Here is a 16,756-nt window from a genome sequence, read left to right as displayed (position 1 = left end):
CGCCTAGGTAAGAAGGAGCAGCCCGGTTGCGGAATGCAGCGTTGTGTGAGTCGAGACGCGAATCACGGAAAGCATTCTACCAACCTGCACTAGATAGATGCGCCTGCAACTGTCGTCGCCCTGCACCTGACGCGCTAGCTGCGACGATCGGCATGGCGCGCCAGCATCAATTCGTGCAAGTCGGTGCCCGAGTACTGGGTCCACTCGCCGTCACTGCCGAGCTCCCAGTGAGCGATGCCGTCGTCGAGGTACATGTCGGTGAGCTCGGTAAGCTCAGCGGCCAGCGCGGGCGAATCCACCGGCGCCAGCGCTTCCACGCGGTAGCGCAAGTTCCGAGGCATGGCGTCGGCTGATCCCAGCAGGATCGTGTGGCCGCGTGCGGGCTTGCCGAACCGATACACGCGGCTGTGCTCCAGGAAGCGGCCGACGATGCTGCGCACGGAAATGTTCTCGCTCATGCCGGCCACGCCCGGAACCAGGCAGCAGATGCCTCGCACGACGAGGTCGATGCGACAGCCCTGCTGTGACGCTCCGTAGAGCGCGTCGATCACCTCGTTGTCCACGATGGCGTTCATCTTCATGACGATGTGGCCATCGGGCTCCGCGGCCTCGGCCGCAATGTGCTTCACGAGCGACTGGCCGAGGCTGTGCGGCGCCACGGCAAGCTTGTGGTAGTCGGTCTTGCGGCTGTAGCCGGTGAGCGAGTTGAACAGTCCTGCGATATCGGCGGCAAAGTCGGCATCGGAGGTCAGCAGCCCGAGGTCCTCGTAGATGAGGGCTGTGTCGGCGTTGAAGTTGCCGGTGCCGATGAAGCAGTAGTGAGCGATGCCTCGGGGCTCGCGCCGCACCACCATCGCCAGCTTGCAGTGGGTCTTCAGTCCGACGACCCCGTAGGCGACATGGACGCCCGCGCGTTCCAGAATCCGTGCCCACTCGATGTTCGCGTGCTCGTCGAAGCGTGCTTTGAGCTCGACGACGACCACGACCTGCTTGCCGCGTTCTGCAGCCCGGATGAGCGAGTCGACCAGCCGGGTCCGCTCTGAGGTCCGGTACATGGTCATCTTCATGGCGAGCACATCGGGATCGACGGCCGCCTGGCGGATGAAGGCGTCGAGGCTGGAGTTGAACGACTCGTACGGCAGATGCACCAGGACGTCCTGGCGCTTGAGGACGTCGAAGAAGTCGACTCCGACCTCCGGTTCGGGCGCCGCCCCACGCCGGCCCCCAGTGCCCGCCCTCAGCAGTGGCGGTGCCTCGCTCGGTGCGCGCAGCGGCAGCGGGGTGCGCGGGTTGTGCGCGGGCGTCTTCAGATCGTCGCGCTCGATCCCGTACAACTCGAACAGGTCCGACAGGCCGAGCAGCCCCTTCGACGTGTAGACGTCGTCGTTGGTCAGCTTGAGCTCGCGGGTCAGCATGTCCAGTGCAGCCCCGCTCAGGTCCGGCGCAGCTTCAAGCCGCACCGCTCCGCCGAAACGCCGCTGGCGCAGCTCGAGTTCCATGTGCTTGAGCAGATCATCGGTTTCGGTGTCGTCGATGTCGAGATCGGCGTCGCGGGTGACCCGGAACGTGCTGTGGCTGATCACCTTCACACCGGGGAACAAGTCGCCCAGATGCCCGGCGATGACTGACTCCAGCGTGATGAAGCGGTGCCCGTCTGGCAAGGCCAGAAAGCGCGGCAGGATCGGCGGCACCTTCACCCGGGCGAACGACGGGCTGCTGCGGGAGTGCTCCACGAACACGGCGAGGTTCAACGACAGGTCTGAGATGTAAGGAAATGGATGCGCAGGGTCGACGGCGAGAGGCGTCAGGACCGGAAAGACCTGCTCGCCGAAGAGCTGCGCGACCCATGCGCGGTTGGTGTCGTCGAGGTCGTCCGGCTCGACAAACTCGATTCCTTCGGCTGCGAGCGCCGGCCGCAGCTCGTCCTCGAAGAGGGCCGAGGCATCACGGAGTTGCTCGGCGGCAGCGGCGCGGATGCCCTTGATCTGGGCTCGTGGAGTCAGCCCGTCCGGGCCTGCCCGCCGCACTCCGGCGTCGATCGAGTCGAGCACCGTCGGAACCCGCACCTGAAAGAACTCATCGAGGTTTGACGCATGGATAGCCGCGAACTTGATGCGCTCGAGCAGCGGCAGATCGCTGTCGCAAGCAAGTGCCAAGACGCGGTAGTTGAAGTCCAGCCAGGAGAGCTCTCGGTTGAGGTAGCGCTTGCAGGATCGGGTCCCGTTTGCGGCGGACATGACAACTCACGCCCCCAGTGCGTCCGGAGCAGGGCGCGGCGGGGGCGGTACGCCCTGCGTCGGTGAGAGTACGCAAGCATCGGCGCTTGCGCCAGTGGGTTCTTCGGTTGTGGAAAACGTGTGGGCAGTGAGTGGAGCGGCCCTGTGGACAACGGCTGGTTCGGTTGCTGATCAGGCCGGTGCGAACTCGAAGTCCTCGTTGACCACGACGCCGGTTCCGATGTGCTCGGTTTTGGTCATCTCGGCCATGAGTTCCGGGTCGGTGCTGCGGGCCCACTGCCGGCCGTTCGGCGTGCGCACCGCAGCCAGCGCTACCTCCGGTCCAACTCCCTCAGGTCCAGTCCGGCCGTGCATCACCGTGTAGGCCTCCACGGTTGCGCTGCCGGTGTAGGCGGCGTCGAGCTCGACAGATGGGAATCGGTCGATCTCGTCTTGGCAGTTCTGATGGCGGAATCCGTCCGCGGGCGGCTCCGTTGAGTAGATGCCGAATGCGTGCTTGGTGAGGTAGCCGCCGTTCGCCGAGCACAGCCCGACGGTTCCGGGGTTGTCCCGCAGTACGCCGGCCATCGTGGCGATGGAGTGGGTGACGTAGTTGTTGAGCGGACCGCCGGCGAAGGTCAGCCCGCCGGTGAGTGTGAGGTCTCGGTCGAGACCGAGACCGAGCTCGGTGGCAGAGATCTGCACAGCGGAGGGGAAGCACGAGTACAGGTCGACGTGGTCGATGTCGTCGACGCCGACGCCGGCCAGCTCCATGACTCGGCGTCCGGCGACGCGGATAGCAGGGGAGCTGTGCAGGTCGCCGCGATGCGACACGTAATCGGTGTCGCGGGCATCGGTTCCGGCGAGGGGGAACAGCCAGCGGTCGGTCGGCACACCGGCTGCCGACGCGGCCTCAGCAGAGCACACGATGAGCGCAGCGGCGAGGTCGAGGTCCCAGTTGGAATTCATGGACTTGGTGTAGGGGAAGCCCACGAAACGGTTGGTGGGGCTCGGATTGCGGATCTCCTCAGCGGTCATCGGAGTGCGGATCCACGAGTACGGGTTGGCCACCGCCGCCTGGTTGAACTTCTCCCACATCGCCGCAAGCCGGTCCCGATGCCCTTCCATGGTCTCGCCGCGTGAGGCTCGGAACGCAGATTCGAAGACGGGGTAGAGGTTGATGGGATCCCTGAAGCCCCGTTCGACCTCGACCTTGTTGTTCATAATGACGTCGCGGCCCAGCACTTCGTCGGGCACGGCGCCGGTCTGGTCGGTGTAGGGAATGCGCTGGGACGCACGGCGTGCCCGGCGACGACTCCAGATGCCCTCCGCGCCAGCGATCAGCACAACGTCGGCTTCGCCCGCCGCAATGCGACTGCAGGCCAGGTTCACCAGCGATTGCGGCGTGTTGCCGCCGTCAGTCGACAGCCCGGTCTTGCCTGTCGCGCCGAATCGTTGGTTGAGCAGAGCCGCGGGATCCGGGTAGGGCCAGGCGCCCTTGATGACCCAAGTGTGCGAAGCGCGCGCAGGCAATCCCGGCGCGCCGGCGTCCTGGGCCGCGTTGGCGAGCGCTTCGCCCATCATCGCCACGGGCTCAAGCGCCTCGACAGGGTTCTCGGGGCGTTGGATGAACTGCCCGGCACCGACCAGGACGGGGGTGCGTGATCCGATGTCCGACATTTCGTACCGCCTTGCGTTTACGTGGCATCGCACAGTAGCGAGCCGCGCCCTGCCAATTCCGGTGAAGGTTCCCGGCGGCGCGCTGCGCAATCGCAGTTGCAGCGGCATGGCCGTTCGTGCCCGGATGTAGCGTCGCAGTTGGGAGGCCGACGGTGGCCCAGTTGCCCGATCACTACGCGACGCTGGGTGTGCGTCCGGACGCCGATACAGCAGAGATCCGGCGCGCCTGGATCAGGGCCGCACGGGCCAACCATCCCGATCAACGTGGCGACGTTCCCCAAGCACAGAGCGAGCGTTCAGACCGTCGAATGCGCGCAGTGAACGAAGCCTGGCGAGTGCTCGGCACCGATGAGTCGCGACGCACCTACGACTCCGAGCGCGCTGAACTCGCCAAGCCCGCGGCTGAAGCTGCCGCTGCGGCCCACGGCGCCAATAGTGCCCCGCAACCCGGCAGTACAGCGGCGTCTGATGCTGAGTTCGAAGATCCTTGGGCGCACGAACGCACGGGCACCACGACCGAACCCGGCGGCCCCGGCGGCTTTGTCGTCAGCCATCGCGGTGCCGCCATCGTGGTGCGCGTGCTGCCGTGGGCTGTGGCGGCCACCCTCGGCATCGTGATCTTCGTGGCGAGCGCCTACATGTCCGCCGGCAGCGACAGAGAGCAAACGTCGGCCGCAGTCCTCGAGGTCGGAGAGTGCTTCTGGACGGCGCCCAATGGAACGCTGCGAACGGTTGCGTGCGATTGGTACCAGAACGACGGGGTGCTCGACCAGATCATCACGATTTCCCCCGGTGACCGCTGTCGCCATCCCCATGCCGTGATGCACGAGGCCCCGATCGCCGGCCGGCGCCTCTGCCTCGTGCCGGTCGACCGCTGGCAGCCGCCTACGACGAGCCCGTGATCAGGCTGGTTCGGTGAGCAGGAGGCGGACGCCGAGGTTGTGCTCGGGAGGCACTTCGAACATCGCGTCCTGTGGCTCGCCGCCTCCCCACAGCTTGACGCGGCGTGCGCCGGGTACCAGTCCGGGGTCGTCGAGCTGGAAGTGCAGCAGCTGAAGCCGGCCTGATCGGTTGCCCATCCAATGTGCCATGGTCGGATCGGCCGGCTGGATGAGCTGCAGGTTCCATGGCCCAGAGCGCAACTCGACCGCCACGCCGATGTTGGGGTCTTTCCATTCGTCCACCCGTTCCATTCCGAGCGGCCCTTCGAACATTGCTGCAGCGGCCTGCACATCGGCCGCTAGGTGAATGACCGAAGCGAGCGCCGTCGGCTGTTCGTGGTGAGTGGGCGGAAGGGGCGAGGCGTCATCCCAGCCGCCGTCATCGTCCCAGGCGATCTGGATGACAATGCCCCAGCTGTCCTTGGGATGCAGGAAGGCTTCCTTCCACAGCGGGTTTTCGTCGTTGATGCCGATCACGTTGTATCCGGCGTCGGACAGGGCGCCGACGGTGTCGGCGAAGTCGGGCGTCTTGAAGGTGAAGTGGTGCGGGCCGGGGCCGTTGCGGGCCAGAAAGCGATGGAGGAAGTCGCTGCCTTCGTGCTCGATCGGCTCGAGGATCTCGATCCTCGTGCCGCCGTTGAACGAGATCTGGCAGAAGTAGAAGTCGTCGCCGGCTTGGGATGCCGGGTCGTTGTCGGGGCCGCCGATCCAGCGACCGCCGAGGTCGCGGCTGTAGCGGATCACGTTGTCCCAGGCATGATCGCTGACCACCGCGATGTGGTCCATGACGAGCTTGTCCGTCGGCATATCGGGTGAGGCTACGCGGCAGGGTCAGGCGGCACTCAGCGGCATGCCGCGGGCGAGATCGTCCGCTTCCATCAGTGCTGCTGCCAGCCGCTCGTACATCTCGGCGCGCCGGGCTGGGTCGGTGCGGCCGAGCGGCGCCACCTCGTCAGGATCGGTCGCCATGTCGAACAGCTGCTCGGAGCCGTCGCTGTGGCGTGTCAGCCGCAGATCGGCTGTGACGAGCGTGCGGGTCTTGGACGGGATCGGGAGGTTTATGACGAGCGCCCCGGGGAAGTCGTCTTCGATGAGCACCTCGTCACGCACGCTCGCACCAGCATCATCGAGCACCGGCACCAGGCTGCGGCCGCCGATGCCGTCGTAGCCACGCACGTCGGCGAGTTCGAGCAATGTCGGACCCAGATCGATGCTGCCGGCCAGCGAATCGGTGCGGCCCGGGGGGCGCCGCGGGTCGACGACCACCATCGGAACCGCCAGCGTGCCGCGGTAGTGCAGGAAGCCCTTCAGCATCAGGCTGTGGTCGCCCATCATGTCGCCGTGGTCGCTGGTGAACACGATGATCGTGTTGTCGGCCTGACCGAGACGGTCGAGCGCGGCCAGGATCTGGCCGATGCCGTCGTCGATCATCTCGATCATCCCGTAGGTGGCGGCCATGGCCTCTCGCACGAGCTCGTGGTCGCCGGCCACACCGCACGGCGTGACCCAGTTGCGCTGACTGCTCGGATGAAGCTGGCTGATGGCCTGGACGTAGCGAGGCGCTCCCTCCAGCGGATCGTCGACGGTTGCCGGAAGCTCCATGTCGTCGGGGCTGTGCCGGTCGAACCACTCGCCGGGGGGTGACATCGGGTGGTGCGGATCGGGGAACGAGGCCCACGCCAGCCAGGGACCGCCCCGCCTGGCAGCATCTTCGATGAAGGCAATGGTGCGCTCGGTCACGAACGCGCTGGAGTGGAACTCGGCGCTGTAGGGCGGTTCGTACACCTGCCACCAGCGCTCGGAGCGGCGCCGTGCGGGTGACTCGGCGGTCATCGACACCATCAGGTCTTCCAGCCGGCCGCCGCGGTCCAGTGCCCACAACAGTGATGCCCGCTGACCCGCGCACCGTGGTCGATTGCAAGCTCGACGTGTTCGAATCCGTAGAAGCTGTCGGGGAATTCGGGTGCACCGTCCAGGTAGCGCTCGGCGTCTTCGAGCGTGTCCCAGCCCGCCGGCCAGTACTCGTCAACCGCACCGGATGCCTGATTCGACCGAAACACCGCATTGCGAGACATGCCGTGCTGCAGGTGCGACTTGCCGATGAGCGCAGTGCGGTAACCCGCCTGACGGAACTGGCGCACGTGTGTGTTGGCGCCGGGTTCGAGCGATCGGTCGTTGAACACCACGCCGTGGGCGCTGGGCATCCGCCCGGTCATGATCGTGGAGCGGTTCGGCATGCACACCGGGTTCGCCACCCAGGCGTTGTCGAACACCGTGCCCCGTGCGGCCAGCGCATCGAGGTGGGGGGTGCGGACAACGTCGTTGCCGCCGAAGCCGGTGTGATCTGCTCGCTGCTGGTCGGTGATGATGAACAGCACGTTGGGCTGCGATCGCGCACCGTTTCCTGCGGAGGTCAACGGGGGCTCCGCTCGACGAGCTCGGCTGCTCAGCCGAAGTTCATCGCGGCCGGGTTGCCGCCATCGACTACCACGGTCTGTCCGGTGATGGACTCTGCCTCGCACAGCATCACGGTGGCGTTGGCGATGTCGATCGGGCTGCCCACCTGTCCCAGCAGCGCTGCCCGCCGGGCACCCTCGGAGATCTCGTCGGGCAGGCGGGCGGCCATGCGTGTTCCTTCCACCAGGCCGGGCGCCACGCAGTTGACGGTGACCGCCGGAGCGAGGGCGACGGCCATGCAGTGAGTGAGGTGGATGAGCGCCGCTTTCGAGCAGCTGTAAGCGATGCTGCTGGAGCCAGGCAACAGCCCGCCGACTGAGGCGATGTTCACGACCCGCCCGCCGTCGCCGTCCTGCAGCAGCTCTGCGAGTGCCCGGGTCAGCAGGAACGGCCCGCGCAGGTTGGTCTCCTGCACTCGATCCCAGGTTGCGGAGTCGAGCATCTCGAGATTCCTGAACGGAATGCCGATGTTCCACGCAGCGTTGTTGACAAGCACATCACAGCGGCCGTGCTCGGCCACCGTTGCGGCTGCTGCATTGATCGAGGCTTCGTCTCGCTGGTCGAGCTGCAGCACGCTGGCAACGCGGCCGGCTGCACGCACAATCTCGGCGCTGGCCTCGGCTCGTTCCTGATCGCCCACATAGGTCACGATCACGTCCGAGCCCGCAGCGGCCAGCGCATGGCAGATAGCTCGTCCGATGTCGCCCGAGCCTCCGGTGACTACCGCCAGTTTCCCCGTCAAGTCCATGACGAAGCATCATCGCGCGCCGACTCGCTGTCCGCGTCACGGGCCCAGCTCGGTTCGATGCAGGCCATGCCACGGAATGAGCGAGCCGTCATTGCGCCGCTGGGCGTCGTCGCCGCCATAGACCACGACGACCGCTGCCTGCGGATGTGCGCTGGCCAGGTGGCTCCGTACCCGCGTCGGTCCGCTCAGCATTCGCGTCGAAGCTGTCGTGGATGCCTTCGCTTCGACAAGTGAGATGCCGCGTGCGGACTTGATGACGAGGTCGACTTCGGTCCCGCTGCGGTCGCGGTAGTGGTAGGTGCCGCCTGCGAGCCCTTGGTTCGCCCGCTGCTTGATCACCTCCGAGACGACCCAGGTCTCGAACAAGGCACCGCGCAGCGGATGGAAACGCAGCTGGTCAGGCTCGCGGATGCCGAGCAGCCAGCAGGCCAGCCCGGTGTCGACAAAATGCAGCTTCGCCATCCGGACGAGGCGCTTGCGCAGGTTCGGCTGGAACGCCGGAAGGCGAAAGACCACGAAGCTGGCTTCCAGAATGCTGAGCCACGCCTTGGCGGTTGGCTGGGATACGCCGCAGTCGGCGGCGAGGGCCGAGTAGTTGAGCAACTGGCTGGTTCGGCCGGCGCAGAGCTGCACGAATCGCTGGAACGCTTCGAGGTCTCCGACGTTGCTGACTGTTCTCACATCCCGCTCGATGTACGTGGCCACGTACGCAGCGAGCCACTCCGCGGGTTCGAGCTCCCTGTCGAAGATCGCCGGGTAGCCACCGGCGATCAGCGTCTCGTCCAGCCGTTGTGGATGAGCCGGAAAGCGGATCGCTTCGCTGCGGGACAACGGCAGCAGTCGGAGAACGGCGGTGCGCCCCGCCAGGCTCTGGCTCACCGATTGAGCCAAAGCGAGATTGTGCGAACCCGTCAGGATCCATCGGCCTGGCACCGGGTCGGCATCGATGATTCCCTGCAGGTAGGAGAGCAACTCGGGCACACGTTGCACTTCGTCGATCACGGCGCCGTCGGGAAACTGCGCCAAGAAATCCCGAGCGTCTTCGGCTGCGAATGCACGCACATCGGGCGCTTCGAGCGACACTTGCGGGCGGTCGCCGAAGACGGACGCGCATAGGGTCGTCTTCCCGCTCTGGCGCGGCCCGGTGAGCGTGACTGCGGGCCACTTTCTGGCTGCCACTGCCAGTCGCGGTGCCAAATCTCGCTTGATCAGCATGGCTTTGAGGCTACCGCGTTGTCGGCTAATTCAAAGTTGGATTTTGAATTAGCCGTTCCTTGGAGGCGGTCGGAGCGGGACTCGACGGCCGTGGCAGTGGCTTCAGTCGGCTACCAGCTCCGCCATCGCTTCGAGGAGCTGTGGAGGACCGGCAATCTGCAGGGTGGTCACCACCGTGTCATCCCAGCGGCGCAGGTCACGGGCGATCTTGTCCATCGGCCCGACGAGCGCCACCTCTTCCACCAGCTCGACGGGGATCGTTGCTGCGGCTTCCTGCTTGCGCCCATCGAGGTACAAGTTCTGGACCTCGTCGGCGACGTGCTGGTAGCCCATCCGGCAGAACACGTCGTAATGGAAGTTGGCGTCGCGGGCACCCATGCCGCCCATGTACAGCGCCAACATCGGGCGCACACGGTTGGCTGCCCGTTCGATGTCGTCGTCGGCCACGATGGTCACCGGGCAGACGACTTCGAAGTCCATGTCGGCCGGAATGCGCCCGTCGGCGCCGATGTGCGGCTTGCCCGCAGCGGCAAAGCCTGCGTTCAGCGCATCCACGTAGAACTGGTTGTCCTTCGGGGCGAAGAACAGCGGCAGCCAGCCCTCGCAGAGCTCTGCCGCCAGCGCCACGTTGCGCGGCCCCTCGGCGCCGAGGTAGATCGGCACGTCGGGCCGAAGCGGGTGCACGGTCGACTTCAGCGCCTTGCCCAAGCCCATGCCGCCCGGGTAGGGCATCTGGTAGTGGTCGCCGCTGAAGCTGACGGGCTTGTCACGCTCGAGGACTGCCCGGATGATCTCGATGTACTCCCGGGTGCGTGCGAGCGGGCGGGGGTAGGGCTGGCCGTACCAGCCCTCGACCACCTGTGGGCCGCTCACGCCGAGGCCCAGGATGAACCGGCCGTCGCTGAGGTGATCCATCGTGATGGCTGCCATGGCCACCGCGGCTGGTGTGCGTGCCGAGATCTGCACGATGCCCGTGCCCAGGCCGATGCGTTCGGTGTGGCTGCCCCACCACGCCAGCGGCGTGAGGGCGTCCGAGCCGTAGGCCTCGGCTGTCCAGAACGAATGGAAGTCCAGGCGCTCGGCGAGCTGCAGCGTCTCCAGCGCGTCCGGTGGCGGCCCTGCCGACCAGTATCCGACTCCAGTTGCAAGTTTCACGCCGCCCAGCTTGGCAGGCCCCGCCCGCTGATGTGTCCTCGCTGTGGACGAGTAAAATGAAATAGACTGAAACTCATAGAAAGAGCATTATTCCGTGTGTGCCGACAGTGCGAGAGGCAGTGCGGATCGTCACCGCCGACGGCTGGCGCCTCAAGAACATTCGGGGCAGCCACCGTCACTATCTGCACCCACACAAGCCGGGTAAGGTCACGATTCCCGGCAAGTTCAGCAGCGAGGTTGCGCCGGGCACATGGAAAAGCATCCTGAGACAGGCAGGAATCGGAGACGGGCACTCACAATGACGAACGCCATGACCACTCTGACCTATGCCGTGATCTTGGAGCCGACGGGTACGGGCTACTCGGCGTATGCGCCGGATCTGCCCGGCTGCATTGCCGTCGGCAGCACCCGCGAGGAAACCATCCAGTCGATGCGCGAGGCAATGACATTCCACATCGAGTCGATGCTCGAAGACGGCGACGAGATTCCCGAGCCGACGTCGAGCACAGTCGACGTTGAGGTGCCTGCAAGCATCGGCTGACGCCGATGTGCCAATAGCTGGCCAACGCAATGAGCCTGTCCTGAAGGTGGCAGGCTGAGGCCGTGCCCGACGAGCAGCGGTCGATCCCGTGCGTGCTGATGCGTGGGGGCACCTCGCGCGGGCCGTTCTTCGCCGCCGGAGAGTTGCCAGCGGATCCAGAGCTGCGTGATGCGGTGCTAGCCGCGGTCATGGGCAGTCCCACGGGTCGCCAGATCGACGGGTTGGGCGGCGGCACGACCGTGTCGAGCAAGGTGGCCGTGGTGGGGCCATCGACTCATCCCGACGCAGACGTGGACTACCTTTTCGCACAGATCGACCCCGTCTGGGGCACCGTGGACACCAAGCCGACCTGCGGGAACATGCTGGCCGGCGTGGGCCCGTTCGCCATCGAGCATGGATTCGTGTCGGCGGGAGATCCGAGCACGTCGTTGATCGTCCGCAACGTGAACACCGACACCTTCATCGACGTCGTCTGCCGGACGCCGGGAGGTGAGGTGAGCTATGACGGCGACTGCGCCATCGACGGGGTCGACGGCACGGCAGCGCCGATCGAGCTGCGATTCCGCGGCATCGAAGGCTCAGTTGCCTGCTCGATGCTGCCGACAGGACGCACGAGCGAGGTGGTCACGGTCGCCGGTCGGCGCACCGACGGCCCGACCGAGGTCGAGATCACACTGATTGACGTAGCGATGCCGATGGTGCTGGCACGGGCGTCAGATCTTGGCTGCACCGGTCGAGAGACGCCGGACGAGTTGGAGTCCGACAACGCCTTCATGGCCCTGATGGAGGCCATTCGCCGCGAGGCCGGTTCCCGGATGGGTCTCGGCGACGTGTCCGAAAGCGTCGTCCCCAAGTTCGGGATGCTGGCGGAGCCACAGCACGGCGGCACCATTGCTTCTCGCTACTTCACGCCCACGCAGTGCCATCCGACCCATGCGGTTTCCGGTGCGATCTGCGTTGCAGCGGCCTCGGTGATGCCCGGCACTGTCGCAGCGTCGCTCGCCGCAGCGCCGCGGCTCCCTGAAGGTCGGTCCGATGCGGCGATCACGATGGAGCACCCGAGCGGCAAGTTCGATGTCTCGCTGCTGGCGGAGCGACGCGCCGATGGCGTCCGCATCCACGCAGGCGGTGTCACCCGCACGGCTCGCAAGATCATGACCGGCATGGTCTACGTGCCCACCGACGTCTGGCCAGCCTGAGACCAAGCCGCCCCTCGAACCTGCCCGCCTCGAAGCTGAGCAGCCCCCTTGACTCGGGACAGCCGTGGCTGCCTCGTAGTGGTTGGTTCGTAGTGTTGGCTTGTCGGTTGGTTCGTAGTGGTTGGCTTGTCGTGGTTGGTTCGTAGTGGTTGGCTTGTCGTGGTTGGTTCGTAGTGGTTGGCTTGTCGTGGTTGGTTCGTAGTGGTTGGCTTGTCGTGGTTGGTTCGTAGTGGCTGCCTCGTCGCGGCTCCTCGTCGCGGCTGGTTCGTAGTGTCTGGCTCGTCGGCGCCATTTCGTCGGCGCTGTTTCGTTGTTGCCCGCTTGATGTGGTCTATTCGCGCTGCATGTATGGCGGGATGGCTGCTCGTGACGCGGTCGCGGCGGCGCCGTCAGCGTCGTCGGTGCGGGTGAGGGCGGTCCATCGGCGGGTGCCACGGTGTCGGTAGAGGCGTTGGTTGTTGTTGTGGAGCTCGTCGTGGCAGTCGTTGCAGAGGGCGGCAAGATTGAGGGTGTCGGTGGTGCCGTTGTCGGCTGCCCATTCGTCAATGTGGTGGAACTTGCAGCGGTGCATGGGTGCGCGGCACAGCACGCAGCCGCGGTCGCGTATTGCTATGGCGAGCTGTTGAGCGATGCTGGGGTGTCGGCGGCTGCGTCCGAGCCAGAGGACCTCTCCGGATTGGTCGAACAGTGCGCCGCTGATGCGCGTGTCGGCTGAGAGGTTGTCGAGGGTGTGCGGCGGGACCGGTCCGGCGCCGAGCATTTCGCAGAGTCCGTCGGGTTTGGTGCCGTCGATGACGCCGATTTCGGCGATGATCACGAGTTGGTTGGGTGCCCGGGATGCCCGCCAGTGCTCGATCGAGCGTCCTGCCGCGCCGTCAGGCACACCAGCGCCGCCCTTGCCAGGCTCTGCACTGCTGCGCTGGCCCTGATCGCCATCGCCGTGCGGGTCGTGGCTGGCGGTGTCGCTCCGGTGGTGTTTGGGGTCGCCGTGAGAATCACGGCTGGCACCGCCGCTTGAGCCGGGTTCGGCATAGCTGTTGTGCCTGTTGCGGCACCCGTCATCGTCTTGTGGCGCGTGAGCGGCGTCGGCGTCGGCGGTGCGGGCAGCCGGGTGGCCGATGGTTTGGAGGGCGTTGCGGGCGGTGAGCATCTCAAAGATGCTGTCGGCGAGGCGCTGGGGGTTGTCGCGAATCTCGGCTGGGGTGCCGTCGCGTCCGCCGTCTTGGCGCCACAGAGCATCGTTGTAGTTCTCGACTGCTTGGAGCACCAGTGTGTAGCTGATCGGGTCCAAACGGGCGTGCAGCACGCCCATGCCGGTGCTGTGATCGATGAACAGCGCAGCGGACCGGTCTCGGCGCTGACGATCCAGCACCGTCTGAATCGCATCGGGGTCGTGGCGGGCCGCGAACTCTCGGGCGTTGGTGCGCAGAACCTCGGGTGCGACCTCAGCAGCGGTCTCGAGCAACTCCGCGGCGGTGTCGATCGCTTCGGGGCTGGTCTGGCGTGCGGCATCGGCGAGGACTTCGGCGTGTTCGGCGGTGAGATCGCCCGCCGCGAGGCCGCGTGCGACATTGGGCATGTGGGCGATCTGCTCGCTGGTCTCCACAGTGCGCTTGGCGCGGCGCGAGCTCACACGCGCCTGATCCCGCAACGCCGTGCGGCCCGAACCCGCACGCTCAGCCTCCAATGCAGCGGTCGCTGCGAGCATCAGCGCGTCGGTGGCTGAGCGCAGCCGCGCTGCGACGGCGACGACCGCAGTGAGCGTGTCGCTGTCAGCTCCGCTCAGCGGCACCCCGGATGCCTCGGCGACTACATCACGCGCTCCGCACAACACCGACAGCACAGACCCAGCGCTGCACACCGGCCCAACCGGCAGCGCCGGCGACTTCGGCGACGACGAAGACCCAACCGGCGACACCACCAGCGCCGGCTCCACCGGCAGCGCCAACATGGGCGGCTCGTCCACAGCCGGCTCGCCCACAGCAGCGCTACCCAGCGGCATTGCGCCGGTCGGCATTCCGGCTGCCGAATCGCTTCGAACGTCTGTCCGCTTCATGACTGGAACCGTAGACAGGGGGTGTGACAGTCATGATGGGAGGGTCAGCGGTCGGGCCTGGGTTTGACTCGGGGTGTGACTGGCAACCATGAAGGCAGGGCCAGGGGCGTCGGCTGGGGTTGCTCGCGTGGCTCCTTTAGCCTGTGGCGATGCGCAGGCGCCTTGCCACCGTGCTGGCAGCGTCAGCGATCATTGCGGCTGGTTGCGGGGCCGAAACCAGCGACGACGGCGGATCCCCTCCGGCGACTTCCGCAGCAGAGGCGTCCGACCCCACCACGACCGCGACAGCTCCGGCGACAGACGCCACAAGCGACCCGGCGGGCGTTGAGACAAGCAGCACCGCGCCGGAACCAGCGCCCGCGCAGACAGCCACTCCCACCCTGACACCGGACGACGACGCCGAAGCCCACCCCAGCGATGCCTACTTCGCCCTCGAGCGTGTGCTGGACATCAGCATCGAAATCGCTGTCGAGGATTGGGACACCCTGCGCCACCAGACCCGGACGTTCCAGGACGTGATCGCAGAAATCGCCGAATACGGCCTGTCCCGGCCCTTTGCCGACATCTATGACTGGTTCGGGGCCACGGTCACCGTGGACGGCGAGACCCACGCCGACGTCGGCGTGCGCAAAAAGGGATTCCTCGGCTCCCAGAGCGACACTAAGCCGGCCCTCAAGCTCCGCTTCGACAAGTACGTGGACGACCAGTCGCTCGGCGGGGTCATGGAACGGATGACCCTGAACAACAGCATCCAGGACCCCTCCATGGTCAACACCTGCCTGTCGTACCGGGTCTTCGCCGCCGCCGGCAGTCCCGCGCCCCGCTGCAACTTCGCCACCGTGTCGGTCAACGGAAGGGACCTGGGGCTCTACGTCCACGTTGAGGAAATCAAGGCCCAGTTCCTGTCGCGCCACTTCGAGAGCGCGGCGGGCAACCTGTACGAGGGCACGGTCAGCGACTTCACGCCGGAGTACCGCGGCACCATAGAGAAGAAGACCAACACCGACGCCGCCGACTGGTCCGACATAGACGCCGTCGTGGCGGCCCTGGGGGACCCCAGAGATGCCGGTCTGAAGGCGCTGGACGAGATCGTGGACCTGGACCGGTTCCTCTCGTTCTGGGCGACGGAGGTGCTGGTGGGGCACTGGGACGGGTACGCCGGCGACCGCAACAACTATCACTTCTACCGTGAGCCTGATGGCCCCTTCGTGTTCATCCCGTGGGGCACCGACGACACCTTCCACTTGAAGGACGACCCCAATCCCTTCGACAACATCGCCAACCCGCCCCCATCGGTGCTGGCCCTCACCGCCATCCCGAACCGCCTGTACAACGACCCCGACTGGCGGGTCAAGTACGCCGCCCGACTGACCGAGATCGTGGACACCGTCTGGGACGAGGAGGAACTGCTGGCTGTTGTGGACGAGATGGCCGCCATCGTGCAACAGCACGCTCTCCCGTCCGCAACGCAGGCCGCCGCCGCCGACACCGACCGGGTGCGCAAATTCATCCTGAAGCGGAGAGGCGAAATCCTCGCAGACCTGACCCCCGCGCCGCCCGACTGGCCCGAGCCGGCGTACATCCCGCCTTCCGCCGAGTCAGGAACCCTGGAAATCACCTTCCAGACGACTTGGGGAAGCAACCTGAGTCCCAACCCCCTGGAGAACGGGACGATCGACAACTTGTTGCTGAACGGGTTCGAGGAATCGACCGAGCGCATGGGAGTTTCAGCCGGTCACTCCAGCCCGCAGGAGAGCGTCCTGCTTCCGGAGGCTGACACGCCCGCGTCCATAGTCGTTGCGGGACTCAACGACGACGGCTCCGTCTCCGGGATGACGCTGGCCGTGGAACTGGACCTGTTGGCGGCGGGAGCCACGCTGGTCATCGGCGCAGACGCCATCGCGGGAGGAATATGGTCCATCCCGCCCGGAGCGTCGGCGCCGGACAGCTTCTCGCCCTTCACCGAGGGCGCACTTGAACTGTCGACGGCGGGGACGACACCCGGCGCCGCCATCGCCGGCACCTTCTCCGGCGTGTACGGGTATTCCCTGTCTCCCAGCGGTGGCGACGCCCCGGACGACTCGGGCGCCGACCCCGGCACGGCTCCGGTGGACATTGGCCTGGTCATCAACGAGGTGGCCGCCAAGGGCGACCCCCTGGACTGGTTCGAGCTGCACAACCCATCGCCCGACCCGATAGCGCTCGACGGCTTCGAGGTGGCCGACAGCCTCACGGACGCCGGCAAGCGGGTCGCCTTCCCGGCCGGCACGACCATCGGGCCGGGCGCGTACATGCAGTTCAGGTTGGACAAGGACGCCTGGCCCGGCTTCGCCCTGGGCGGCGACGAGGAACTGGGCATCTGGCGGTTGGACGGCACCCACGTAGACAGTGTCGACTGGAACGAGGGCCAGTCCGCCGAGGGCCAGAGTTACGCCCGCGTGCCCGACGCCACCGGCGACTTCCAAACCGTGGACAGCCCCACCCCGGGCGCCGCCAACCAGCCGTGATGGTCGTAGCCGACGTCGTTGTCGAGGGTGACAATGAACAA

Annotated in this window: 14 protein-coding genes; 5 read left to right on the top strand and 9 right to left on the bottom strand. The window is 66.4% G+C overall.

What is annotated here, in order from left to right:
* Positions 1–134: 134 nt before the first annotated feature.
* The gene (gene ppk1 / locus ACPXYO_RS18670) at positions 135–2,237 is read right to left on the bottom strand and encodes a polyphosphate kinase 1 (protein WP_423923666.1); all 2,103 of its coding nucleotides are present in this window, start codon (positions 2,235–2,237) and stop codon (positions 135–137) included.
* A gap of 171 nt (positions 2,238–2,408) precedes the next feature.
* Positions 2,409–3,896, bottom strand: a complete 1,488-nt coding sequence (locus ACPXYO_RS18665; protein ID WP_423923664.1) for an acetyl-CoA acetyltransferase — start codon at positions 3,894–3,896, stop codon at positions 2,409–2,411.
* Positions 3,897–4,048: 152 nt separating this feature from the next.
* Here ACPXYO_RS18665 and ACPXYO_RS18660 point away from each other — a divergent pair, with 152 nt between their 5' ends.
* Complete coding sequence (locus ACPXYO_RS18660) at positions 4,049–4,798, top strand: J domain-containing protein (RefSeq protein WP_423923662.1); 750 nt, start codon at positions 4,049–4,051, stop codon at positions 4,796–4,798.
* On the opposite strand, the gene ACPXYO_RS18655 is transcribed toward ACPXYO_RS18660, so the two are convergent.
* The 6 genes from ACPXYO_RS18655 to ACPXYO_RS18630 form a co-directional block, all read right to left on the bottom strand.
* Positions 4,799–5,644, bottom strand: coding sequence for a VOC family protein (locus tag ACPXYO_RS18655; protein WP_423923660.1), 846 nt, complete (start codon positions 5,642–5,644; stop codon positions 4,799–4,801).
* Positions 5,645–5,668: 24 nt separating this feature from the next.
* Positions 5,669–6,718: a sulfatase family protein gene (locus ACPXYO_RS18650; RefSeq protein WP_423923658.1), complete on the bottom strand. Its 1,050-nt coding sequence runs from the start codon at positions 6,716–6,718 to the stop codon at positions 5,669–5,671.
* Positions 6,679–7,254, bottom strand: coding sequence for a sulfatase-like hydrolase/transferase (locus tag ACPXYO_RS18645; RefSeq protein ID WP_423923656.1), 576 nt, complete (start codon positions 7,252–7,254; stop codon positions 6,679–6,681). The genes ACPXYO_RS18650 and ACPXYO_RS18645 overlap by 40 nt, the downstream gene beginning before the upstream one ends.
* Before the next feature lie 29 nt (positions 7,255–7,283).
* Positions 7,284–8,042 carry an SDR family NAD(P)-dependent oxidoreductase gene (locus ACPXYO_RS18640; protein ID WP_423923654.1) on the bottom strand — a complete coding sequence of 253 codons (759 nt, stop codon included), beginning with the start codon at positions 8,040–8,042 and terminating at the stop codon, positions 7,284–7,286.
* 36 nt (positions 8,043–8,078) lie between these two features.
* Positions 8,079–9,257: an ATP-binding protein gene (locus ACPXYO_RS18635; protein ID WP_423923652.1), complete on the bottom strand. Its 1,179-nt coding sequence runs from the start codon at positions 9,255–9,257 to the stop codon at positions 8,079–8,081.
* Between the two features lie 102 nt (positions 9,258–9,359).
* On the bottom strand, positions 9,360–10,412 hold the full coding sequence (locus ACPXYO_RS18630) for an LLM class F420-dependent oxidoreductase (RefSeq protein ID WP_423923650.1): 1,053 nt from the start codon (positions 10,410–10,412) through the stop codon (positions 9,360–9,362).
* A gap of 98 nt (positions 10,413–10,510) precedes the next feature.
* On the opposite strand from ACPXYO_RS18630, the gene ACPXYO_RS18625 reads away from it, so the two are divergent.
* From ACPXYO_RS18625 to ACPXYO_RS18615, 3 genes are all read left to right on the top strand, one after another.
* Entirely contained in the window at positions 10,511–10,714 is a 204-nt protein-coding gene (locus ACPXYO_RS18625; RefSeq protein ID WP_423923648.1) for a type II toxin-antitoxin system HicA family toxin, read from the top strand.
* Positions 10,715–10,722: 8 nt separating this feature from the next.
* Complete coding sequence (locus ACPXYO_RS18620; RefSeq protein WP_423923646.1) at positions 10,723–10,953, top strand: type II toxin-antitoxin system HicB family antitoxin; 231 nt, start codon at positions 10,723–10,725, stop codon at positions 10,951–10,953.
* Between the two features lie 62 nt (positions 10,954–11,015).
* Positions 11,016–12,152 (top strand): 4-oxalomesaconate tautomerase, encoded by a 1,137-nt coding sequence (locus ACPXYO_RS18615; protein WP_423923644.1) that lies wholly within the window; start codon positions 11,016–11,018, stop codon positions 12,150–12,152.
* Between the two features lie 331 nt (positions 12,153–12,483).
* On the opposite strand, the gene ACPXYO_RS18610 is transcribed toward ACPXYO_RS18615, so the two are convergent.
* The gene (locus tag ACPXYO_RS18610; RefSeq protein ID WP_423923642.1) at positions 12,484–14,208 is read right to left on the bottom strand and encodes an HNH endonuclease signature motif containing protein; all 1,725 of its coding nucleotides are present in this window, start codon (positions 14,206–14,208) and stop codon (positions 12,484–12,486) included.
* A gap of 149 nt (positions 14,209–14,357) precedes the next feature.
* On the opposite strand from ACPXYO_RS18610, the gene ACPXYO_RS18605 reads away from it, so the two are divergent.
* Positions 14,358–16,715, top strand: coding sequence for a CotH kinase family protein (locus ACPXYO_RS18605; RefSeq protein ID WP_423923640.1), 2,358 nt, complete (start codon positions 14,358–14,360; stop codon positions 16,713–16,715).
* The last annotated feature ends 41 nt before the right edge of the window (positions 16,716–16,756 follow it).

This window comes from Candidatus Poriferisodalis sp. (assembly GCF_965237655.1).
In the GTDB taxonomy this organism is placed as follows: domain Bacteria; phylum Actinomycetota; class Acidimicrobiia; order Acidimicrobiales; family Poriferisodalaceae; genus Poriferisodalis.
This window is presented reverse-complemented; position numbering and strand designations above follow the sequence as displayed.

Coding starts and splice junctions, on each gene's coding strand:
- ppk1 (WP_423923666.1), bottom strand. CDS start 2,237: ATGTCCGCCGCAAACGGGACCCGATCCTGCAAGCGCTACCTCAACCGA.
- ACPXYO_RS18665 (WP_423923664.1), bottom strand. CDS start 3,896: ATGTCGGACATCGGATCACGCACCCCCGTCCTGGTCGGTGCCGGGCAG.
- ACPXYO_RS18655 (WP_423923660.1), bottom strand. CDS start 5,644: ATGCCGACGGACAAGCTCGTCATGGACCACATCGCGGTGGTCAGCGAT.
- ACPXYO_RS18640 (WP_423923654.1), bottom strand. CDS start 8,042: ATGGACTTGACGGGGAAACTGGCGGTAGTCACCGGAGGCTCGGGCGAC.
- ACPXYO_RS18635 (WP_423923652.1), bottom strand. CDS start 9,257: ATGCTGATCAAGCGAGATTTGGCACCGCGACTGGCAGTGGCAGCCAGA.
- ACPXYO_RS18620 (WP_423923646.1), top strand. CDS start 10,723: ATGACCACTCTGACCTATGCCGTGATCTTGGAGCCGACGGGTACGGGC.
- ACPXYO_RS18610 (WP_423923642.1), bottom strand. CDS start 14,208: ATGAAGCGGACAGACGTTCGAAGCGATTCGGCAGCCGGAATGCCGACC.
- ACPXYO_RS18605 (WP_423923640.1), top strand. CDS start 14,358: ATGCGCAGGCGCCTTGCCACCGTGCTGGCAGCGTCAGCGATCATTGCG.